The sequence below is a fragment of the uncultured Methanobrevibacter sp. genome, assembly GCF_934746965.1.
Lineage (GTDB): Archaea > Methanobacteriota > Methanobacteria > Methanobacteriales > Methanobacteriaceae > Methanocatella.
Genome location: NZ_CAKVFS010000008.1, coordinates 74,253 through 84,035, shown reverse-complemented (window position 1 = coordinate 84,035; position 9,783 = coordinate 74,253). Strand labels below are relative to the sequence as shown.

General features: G+C 25.9%; 12 protein-coding genes. 1 reads left to right on the top strand and 11 read right to left on the bottom strand.

All coding sequences use genetic code 11. The features are described from left to right. The 8 genes from Q0984_RS07750 to Q0984_RS07715 all read right to left on the bottom strand — a co-directional run. Positions 1-1,221: hypothetical protein (locus tag Q0984_RS07750; protein WP_299526052.1), on the bottom strand; the 1,221-nt coding region annotated here is incomplete at its 3' end. Between the two features lie 559 nt (positions 1,222-1,780). Then, a complete protein-coding gene (locus tag Q0984_RS07745; protein WP_299526049.1) occupies positions 1,781-2,143 on the bottom strand; it encodes an Rpp14/Pop5 family protein in 363 nt (120 codons plus the stop codon). Next, positions 2,133-2,837, bottom strand: a complete 705-nt coding sequence (gene rnp3, locus Q0984_RS07740; protein WP_299526046.1) for a ribonuclease P protein component 3 — start codon at positions 2,835-2,837, stop codon at positions 2,133-2,135. Before rnp3 ends, Q0984_RS07745 begins: the two co-directional genes overlap by 11 nt. 104 nt (positions 2,838-2,941) lie before the next feature. Next, complete coding sequence (locus Q0984_RS07735; protein WP_299526043.1) at positions 2,942-3,652, bottom strand: zinc-ribbon domain-containing protein; 711 nt, start codon at positions 3,650-3,652, stop codon at positions 2,942-2,944. Between the two features lie 9 nt (positions 3,653-3,661). Next, positions 3,662-4,246, bottom strand: coding sequence for a zinc ribbon domain-containing protein (locus tag Q0984_RS07730; protein ID WP_299526040.1), 585 nt, complete (start codon positions 4,244-4,246; stop codon positions 3,662-3,664). A 163-nt stretch (positions 4,247-4,409) separates the two neighbouring features. Beyond that, on the bottom strand, positions 4,410-5,774 hold the full coding sequence (locus tag Q0984_RS07725; protein ID WP_299526037.1) for an MATE family efflux transporter: 1,365 nt from the start codon (positions 5,772-5,774) through the stop codon (positions 4,410-4,412). 8 nt (positions 5,775-5,782) lie between these two features. Beyond that, the gene (locus tag Q0984_RS07720; RefSeq protein WP_299526034.1) at positions 5,783-6,076 is read right to left on the bottom strand and encodes a 2TM domain-containing protein; all 294 of its coding nucleotides are present in this window, start codon (positions 6,074-6,076) and stop codon (positions 5,783-5,785) included. Positions 6,077-6,087: 11 nt separating this feature from the next. After that, on the bottom strand, positions 6,088-6,528 hold the full coding sequence (locus Q0984_RS07715; RefSeq protein WP_299526031.1) for a MarR family transcriptional regulator: 441 nt from the start codon (positions 6,526-6,528) through the stop codon (positions 6,088-6,090). Positions 6,529-7,013: 485 nt separating this feature from the next. Here Q0984_RS07715 and Q0984_RS07710 point away from each other — a divergent pair, with 485 nt between their 5' ends. After that, positions 7,014-7,307: a winged helix-turn-helix domain-containing protein gene (locus Q0984_RS07710; protein ID WP_299526028.1), complete on the top strand. Its 294-nt coding sequence runs from the start codon at positions 7,014-7,016 to the stop codon at positions 7,305-7,307. Positions 7,308-7,376: 69 nt separating this feature from the next. Here the strand turns inward: Q0984_RS07710 and Q0984_RS07705 are convergent, their stop codons facing one another. The 3 genes from Q0984_RS07705 to Q0984_RS07695 are packed head-to-tail and all read right to left on the bottom strand — an operon-like array spanning position 7,377 to position 9,776. After that, entirely contained in the window at positions 7,377-8,351 is a 975-nt protein-coding gene (locus Q0984_RS07705; protein ID WP_299526025.1) for a zinc ribbon domain-containing protein, read from the bottom strand. Between the two features lie 10 nt (positions 8,352-8,361). Continuing rightward, positions 8,362-9,258 carry a zinc ribbon domain-containing protein gene (locus Q0984_RS07700; RefSeq protein WP_299526022.1) on the bottom strand — a complete coding sequence of 299 codons (897 nt, stop codon included), beginning with the start codon at positions 9,256-9,258 and terminating at the stop codon, positions 8,362-8,364. Between the two features lie 8 nt (positions 9,259-9,266). Continuing rightward, positions 9,267-9,776: a zinc ribbon domain-containing protein gene (locus Q0984_RS07695; protein WP_299526019.1), complete on the bottom strand. Its 510-nt coding sequence runs from the start codon at positions 9,774-9,776 to the stop codon at positions 9,267-9,269. Between the last annotated feature and the right edge of the window lie 7 nt (positions 9,777-9,783).

The following is a 9,783-nucleotide window of genomic DNA, read 5'->3' as shown; positions in this document are numbered from 1 at the left end:
AGAAGAATCCCCTATAACAGAACTATCCCCAAGATAAATAAAATCTCCACTAGCAGAATTATTAATAAAAGAAGAATTAATTAATTTTTTATTATTTCCATTTAAATTAAGTAAATACATGCCATGTCCTGCATATCTATCATCAAATCTTTTAAAAATTGTATTTTTAAAAATTGAATTAATGATTTCAGAATTGTCTCCATAAATATAAATCAAATTCACATCATTATTATTATGACCTTCATAAATACTGTCTATAAAAGAACAATTAATGATTTCAGAATTGTTTCCATAAATATAAATCAAATTCACATCATTATTATTATAATTTCCATAAATACTGTCTATAAAAGAACAATTAATGATTTCAGAATTGTTTCCACAAATATAAATCATATTATTCGTAAATCTATTTTTAGAAAAATTAGAATTTAATAATGTAATATTATTTCCCACTAAATAAACATTTGACGAATACTTAGATAAGTGTTGATCATAACATGTTAAATTTATTATTTTTCCATTATCTCCATACAAATGAATATAATCCGCAGATATATTATTTAGAGTTGCATTATCTCCTTTAATATTAATACCTTCTCCATTTAGATTTAAGATTGAAGCATTAACTCCATCAACTGTAATTTTACTAGTCGAATCAACTGTTAAATTTGAAATATTAAAATAATTACTAGTTAAACTAACTACTGTATTCCCTTCTAAAAATACATTATCTAAACATCCGTTATCTCCAATCCACATAATTCCAATATTATAAACATGAACACCTTTCCAAGGAGTATAATATCCTGCATTACAATTCCATAAAACCATATTTTTAATAACCACATTATTTGAAGTTATATTAAGTTTTAAAGAATATTCATCCCCATACAAATAATTACCAACAGTATGATTATGACCATCAATTGTCATAGGTTTATCAATATTTATTGTAGATTCCCCTCGCATAAATCCATAATCTTTATCTAAATCACAGATACCTCCTGATGGAGTATTTTTAATTTTTTCTTGAAGTTCTGTGAAATTTCCTTTTATATTCTCATTACTTGCTGAATCATCAGTAACTACATGAGAACTATCCCCAATAGCTACTTCACCACCTACATTTTCTTGTGTTACATTATCTATTGCAGATACTGCTGAAACAGACAGCATAGCTACCAAACATAACAAAAGAAACAATACATTTTTATTCATTTTTACACCATATTTTTAACTAAGAATTAACACTGTAATTCTTGAATAATAATTATGCACTCTTAGATATTTAATTGTTTATATTTAATGTTTAAAGAATATCTAATATACAAACACCTGATATTTAAATTATACTCTCAAAAATTGATTTTTGATTTTTTATCAGAAAATCAAGTATTAAGAGGGCTGTTTGAAATATTCAAAGAACAATTTTAAAAAAGAAAAAGAATAGTCATCAAAATGTTTATAAACAATAACTATTTCATAATTAAAGCAATATTCCTGCTTAAAATCAACAGTTAATTTTCAAATAAAAACTAATTAAATAAAAATCCATAAATATATAACTCATATATTCTATTATAATCTGTTTAAAACAGGAAAATTCTCAATTTCCACTTCAGTATTTTTAATAAAAAGAGTTTAAATCTAATGGTTTTGTTTGTAAACTTAGACTCATAACTACTTTTTTAGAATAAATTTTTCTACAATCTACATAAAAATAATAAAAAAATTATAATTGATAAAATTAATCAAATTTTTACATAATATCCCCTTTTTATCCATCAATGAACTTTTGACAACCTTTAATAGTTCCAGATAATCCAATAGTAGAAATTGAGATAGATTTACGATTATACTTATAAATTAAAGCAATAGATGATCTAACATTATCAACATAGTCTCTTTGACAGCGAAGAATCGCCTGATAATGATTATAATCATTAGTTTTTTCAATTTCATAAAACTTCATAACCCATAAATTAAAGTTAGCAGTCCCATTTTCACCAAAAAATCTAATACATCCATTCCAAACAATATTAACCAAATCATCTTTAGAAATATTTTCTTTAATTTTAATATCCAAAGCCAAATATCTATTGTTTTTTCTAAGTGTTGGAGGAAGAACTTTAAGCTTCATTGTTAACCTCCCTAACTCCTTTTAAAATCATAGATTTTCTGTTTTTATTAAATTCTAAAAGGTTTTTAGAAGTTATAAATGATTTATCAATTTCACTTTGAGTCAATCCAGTTGCAAGAAATACTGAAGTAAAGTCTTTAGTTGTTTTAATATCAAAAATAGACTCAGATCTTGAAGATAAAATTAATGGAAAATCGAATTTTCTATACAGTACATATATATCTTTAATATTAGCTATTATTTTAGATCTGTGAGTTAAATAAGATTTTAAAATATCTTCAAAACAAATTTCAATAGCTACATTATTTTTTAAAGATTCTTTAGCTAAAACCTGATTAAGACCACAATCATATCTTTTTAAATAAGGTCTTGATAAAACATCTAATTGAATATTTTCTAAAACTGCTCGATTTATTTTTAAATCACCACCAATTACACTAATACATGAGGATTTATTCCTAAACTTTCGAGCTATCTTTCTAATATCATTAACATTATTTGAAGCAATTTCTAAAGTATAATCCACATTAATATCCAAATTATCTTGTAAATCTTCTTTAAATTTTAAAGCATTACCAAATTCATTTTGATTATAAGAAAAATTAATATGACTCCAACCATACTTTGAAGCTTCCATAGCTAATTTTAAATTATTTTCATAGCTATTTCCTTTCATATTTAAATCAAAAAACATTTTAAAAATCCTATTAACTTATTATATTAAAATATTAAATTTTATTTATTATTAATATTATGGAAATTATATAAAATAAAAAAAGAAGTGATTGTAATAATCACTTAAACAGAAACAGATGGAGGTAGATTACCTGTACTTCCATAAGTAAGTAAAATAGCTATTTCAATATCTAACATTTTAGATGGGGAAATATCTGGAACACCGCCAGTGTAAATTCCAACATAATTTGGTACTTGGCCATTTCTATCAATCCAAGAAGAGAACCTATCAGACATATCAACATAATTTGCCTGAGCTATGGAACCCGGATAATCACGACCACTAGGATGTGGTGCGTAATTAGGATTTCCAACAGAAATTGTTGCTTCAGTATTTCCATGACCAATTAAAGACACAGATTTTGTTAAAATATATAAACATTGTGATTTAGATAAAGATAAAGATTTATAATTAACTGGGAAATTACCACCATTATTTTTAATAGCTTGTGCTAATCCTGGTGCTTCAGAAACTGGAAAACTACTTAAAGACAATGATTGAGCTCCTGAATCACTTAGAGATGATGAAGATGCATCAGAAGACATATCATCATTAGAACCATTAAACATTCCAGCACCAATAGCTGCAAAAACTAAAACTAAAATAACAATTAATGCAACTAAACCTACAATAATTATATTTTTTGCTTTGTCATTATCTCCAGTTGATGTTGGAGCATGCCTTAAAGTTCCTTTATTTTTAACTTGACTACCACAATATTTACAAAATTTTGAATTATCAGGTAAATCTTTTCCACATTTTGGACAAAACATTAAAACTCCTCATTCATATTTATAAAATTCAACAGACCAACTTACAGTTTCATAATAATCAATATTGAAAGTTTCTGAAGATGATGATTCATAAGTAAGAGAATCATATCTACTTGCAACTGCACTTCTGGAACCCCAATCAACACCCGCTGACTGACCATTAGATCCGGAAACATACAAATGATTAGTTGCATAATTTTTAATAGGATATGCAGTAATTTTAACCATTATTTTACCTGCTGGAACACTAACCGCCTGAGAACCTGAACCAGAACCTGAATATGAACCAATTAATTTCCATTCACCAGATTCAGTTGTAGAAGTACTTCCAGAAGATGCAGAATTAACTGAATCATTAGAAGAATAATCTGTTACTTGATAACTACTATTATCATTTAAATTTATTGCAAAATAACCAATTACACATATAAGAATGATAATAATTGCAGTTAAACCAACAATCAAATATTTTGTATTATTTCCATTCTGTTGTTGAGTTGTAGAAATTTTCCTTTGATTAGCTAAAGATTCACCACAACGTGTGCAAAATTTAGCTTTATCATTATTTTCAAAACCGCAATTTTCACATTTCATAATATCAAAAAATTCAATTTAGTTAATCTAATTATTACTTTTAACACAACATGTATATTAATTTAATTATATTATATTATTTTAAGATTATGATAATATAAATAAAATAACACAATAAACTCACTTATATTTCCCATTTTAAGAATTACTACTTTAAAAGAAATTAGTTTCCAAGTGTTTTTCTAATACCTTTAATTGTATATCTTGCATAAATATAATTTAAAATACTTGCCAACATACGTCCAACAGCTAATCCTATCCAAATACCTAATAATCCCCAACCTAAATAAATTCCAAAGAGAAATGTCGCACCAACTGTGAAAATAACTTCTCTTACAATTGTCCAACCTAAACTAATTGTTCCTTTCCCAATTCCTTGATAAAAGAAAGTTGAAGCCATTCCTGCACCAGTTAAAGGCAAGCAAAGACAAGCTATTTGTAAGTATCTAGTTATTTCTGGAACTAAATGTGTAGTTTCAGGAGTATATGCAAATATAGTAGCTAATGGAGTTGCAAAAACTACTAGAATAATAGTTACACATGTTCCAAATATTACTCCAAATTTTGCACCGAATTTATGTGATCTAGATATATAATCACCATTCTGAGCTCCAAATGAACTTCCTACAACTGCGGTAACTGCACTTCCAATAGCTGTAAGTGGCATTATTGCAAATAAATATAATCTTTGACCAGAAGTAAATGCTGCTATTCCAAATTCTCCACTAATTGAAGAAATAAATACTAAATATAAAGACATAGCAATAGACATTACAAACATGTCCATTGATGCTGGAATACCTACTTTTAAAATATCTCTAGCTATACTTGAATTAAATTTAAAATTTCCTAGATTAACATCAACATATGTATCTTTTTTAATTAAAATCCAATATAATATAACAATAGTTGCACATATAGAGCTTACAATTGTTGCAATAGCTGCTCCTGCTACTCCCCAGCCCAAAACATAAATAAATATCGGATCAAGAACTGCATTTAATATTACAGAAACAACAACTGCATACATTGCTCTTTTCATATCACCTTCTCCACGAAGGATTCCGCTTGCACCATTTGCAAACATAAATGCAAATAACCCTAAAAATAGTGGAGTACCATATTTTAATCCTTCACTTAAAGACTGTCCACTCGCACCATATAATTTAAGTAATGGTTCTTGAAAAACAAGTAAAACAATAGTTAATATTATAGAAGCTACAAGAAATATGAATAAAGAATGTGTAGCTGATCGACTTGCTTTTTTATGGTTTTTAGCTCCTACAAAACGACTTATACTACTTGTTGCACCACTTCCAAGCCCTACACTTACCCCATTTAATATCATGAAAATTGGAGTTACAAAACCAATACCTGCAATAGCTGCTTGACCAAGTCCAGTTATCCAAATCCCATCAATAATATTATAAGATGCTGTTAAAAGCATTGATATCATAATAGGAATAGCTAATTTTTTAACAGCAGTTTCTGGATTCCCCCTCATTAATTCAACATTTTTATTATCCATAGTTTTCCCTATTTTCTCATTTTATCCATTTCTTTTTGAATCTTTTCTTCCATCCAATCATCATCAAATCTATCTTGAAGAATAAACACCTTAATATAATGAAATGCTAACCATACACCCCACAAAACAGTTACCCATAAAAACCACCATTGATCCATATTTGACCAATTTCCACGAATTTCTGAAAAATTTAAAATAAATAAAATAATATTAACAAAAATATATGCAAAAACATGCCTATAGAATTTCACTTTTTTATCAACTACTTTTTTAGCCTTTTTATAAAGTTTCTCTTCATCCATTATTAAACTCCTTATTTTACTAATTCATAACTTTTTCTAGCTATATCTTTCAATTTATCCATAGTTTGCCTATCTAAACCAGTAACTCCTACTGCTTCATCCCATTTATTTAATTCATGTTTTAATTTAGGAATTACTCCCTCACCTTTTCTGGTTAATTTTAATATATATTTCCGTCTATTGTTTTTGTTTATTTCTCTTGTGATATAACCTTTATCTTCTAATTTTCTAAGAGATTTAGCTACAGTTCCTTTACTTTGACAAAAAATATTAACAAGATCTTCTTGAGATAAATTATCCTTAGATTCATGAATTTTTAATAAATAATGACCTTCTCGACTTATTATCAATTCATCTGAACTTTTTATAGAATATTTAAGTTCATTTCTAGAAATATTATTAATTAATACATTAAATGACATGTTTTCAAAAATATCATTTTTTTCATCCACACTCACTCCTCCATGAAAAAATATAATTTAAAAAAAAATAATATACATCTAATTTATTAATCATTATAACATATAAATGTTTCATTAGAAACAGTTGAATAAAAAACAATCAACGATAAATTGAACAAAATACCCCTTAATTTAAATTAAAAACAAAATCAAAATAAAACTTAATTATGGCAAAATTGAGCAAAAAATATAGAAATGAATTATACAACCTCAAAAAAATAAAGAAAATATTAATAAATGTTTTAAAATAAAATATTTAATGTTGTTATAAACAACAATTTACATTAAAAAAATTTAAATAAAATACATTTAATTAAAATATCGAAATATTAAACATATACTATGTAAAATACAATATTATTAAATAAAATATAAAAAATAAGAAAAAAATAATAATGATTGTATTAAAAATATCATTAGCATGAACATATAATGATACAAAATATTTTATATTATGAGATATAGAGTATAGTAACATGTCACAAAAAGATGATGAACTTTTGAAATTAACATCATATGTTGAAATTTCAAAATATAGAGAAAAAACTTTAAAATCCATAGGAGACGATGTTAAAATACCAACAAACATTGCAAAAGACAGTGGAATTAGAACAAACCACATCTCCAAGGTTTTAAGTGAACTTAAAAATAAAGAAATTGTAGAATGTATAAATGAAGAAGCTAGAAAAGGAAGATTATACAGATTAACTGATACTGGTAAAGAAGTATTAGAATCTATAACTGAAAAAGAGGAAGATAACGAAAATTAAACTTTTCAACGCTTCCTTTACCACACATTATTCTTTCCTTTTATTAGCTTTTTTAAAAAAAAACTAATTTTAAACTCTATTTTCAATACCTTCTTTTAAATAAATTAATTCATCCCTTTTATCCATAGCTGAGGCTTCAGTAAAACACCTGAACAAACAGTCAAGTATAAAATTATTCTTAGCATTAATACTTTCACACCTATCTGACTCATAAGCCACAGATGAATAATCAGGTTCTTTTAAATCCTTTTTAAATTGTAATTTAATATCTTCCCTTAATTTAAAATCAATATATTTTTCCAATTGACTAATTATCTCATTAGCAAACGTATTTCCAAAAATAATTGCTAATAATATTTCATTATCATCAAACTGATTAGATTCCACTAATGCATTAAAAGAAGCATAATTTTGATATCCATGAGGAATAAACCTTCCTTCAACACTATGAGCACAATATTCATTCATCAAGGATAAATCATTAGATAAAAAATACCATACAAATCCATCTAATGTAGAAGATTGTTTTACCTGAAATATTTCACAAAGCAAACTTTCAATTATATCAAATAATAAAAAATGAGTCAATTCATGAATAATAGTAGCTATCTGAATTGAATCATCTAAACGTTCATCATAATATAAAACATATCCCATTTCAAATCCAAATTCACTACCTTTAGCTTTAGGTCTGCACTCTGCAAACACACTAGCTAAATTTAATATTTTTTCTCTAGGAGTATAACCCACAATTCTTGAAAATTCTAGCTTTTTAAAAATATTTAATAGAATATCCATATAATCTTCATCAGAAATCTGGGCATTAGCTAATAACAATTTATTATAATCAGTAAATAATTTTTCAAAAGTATCAATAGAAACTGGGCGAATCTGTTTATTACAATTAATACAATAATCACTATTATCCAAGTTTAATTTTCCACAAAACGGACAAATATTATCTTTAGCTATTCTATTTCCACAATAAATACAATAATTATTTGCTTTAAGATTATATGTTCCACATACATCACATTCTTTCATTAACTACACCTTATCTGAAAACATCATTTAAACGTTTACTAGCATTTGAAAACATGACTCTTCGCTGAATAGCTTTTTTGATATTTTTCCCACAATTTGGACAAAAATCTGCATGATAATCTATAATTTTCCCACAACTACAGACTAATTTGGATTTAACAAAACGTTTTGGATTTAATTCCCTATCACAGCTACTGCAAAATTTAGCAGATAATGGATTTTTAGTTCCACAAATACAAATTAAAGCTTTATTTTCTACTTTTAAATCACTACCACAATCAATACAAAAATCTGAAGTAACACTATTTAATGTAGAACAAAAACATAATCTTTGAATTTCTCCACCAGTATTTTCAAAATTATCTAATGGAAACCCACAATTACTGCAAAATTGACTTAGATCATCATTTTCTTGTCCGCAAAAACAAAAAATAGGATTTTCAAACTCAAAAGTGAAATTACCATAACGATCATCTGACGGAGTTTCATCATCACCGACAAATTTTTTTCCACACATCTCACAGAATACATTCTCTTTAGAGTTAACATGCCCACATTCACAAGTAACATTAGAAAATGAAAATTTATATTTTGGTTCATATTTAAAAATAAGTTTTCTTAATTTACTGTGAGTTCTTTTAATCCCACAATGATGACAATAATCATTTTCTTTTAAATTTAAATAACCACAAGAACAAATTTCATATTTAAAATCTTTTTTAGTGCTTTTTATGTAAGGTGAAAAATCTATATCCAAATTAAAAAATCCAATATCATATAATGGGAATGTGAAAATATATTCATCCCCACTATCTTGAAATGCTGTTTTAGAATGGCAATTTGGGCAGTACCCATCATTAGGAGATAATTTCGTACCGCAATTTCCACAATAATTTTCCCATACCATTTAAATCATCATTTTGTTAAATACAAATAAATTTTCCTCAAAATCCATCCTATAATTCCTGTAGGAATCATAAACATTCCTGCTATTGTAATGCTTACCATTATTAATAAAAATACTGTTAAAAAGGGATTATTTGCAAAATCAACAGCAAATGTATCTGATTGTACAAATACCACAATATAAATAGAAAATACAACAAAAAAAACTAATTCTATCCCCAAAATCACTTTCAATTTACTGATTCTATATTTATTTTTTCGTTCATCAAATATATAAAATAATTTATATTTTAAAGTTGATTTAATATATGTATTATCTTTGAATTGTGATTTATTAAATGAATTATTATTTTCTTGTTTTGACATTTGATTATTGACATCTTTTAAATGATTAGACCTATTAAATACATTGTATTTTTTAATAGTGTCAATATCCATTTCAGCAAAAGAATTGCCACATTTTACACAAAACTTAGCATAGTTTGCATTTTTATAACCACATTTCGGACAATACTTCATATTAAAA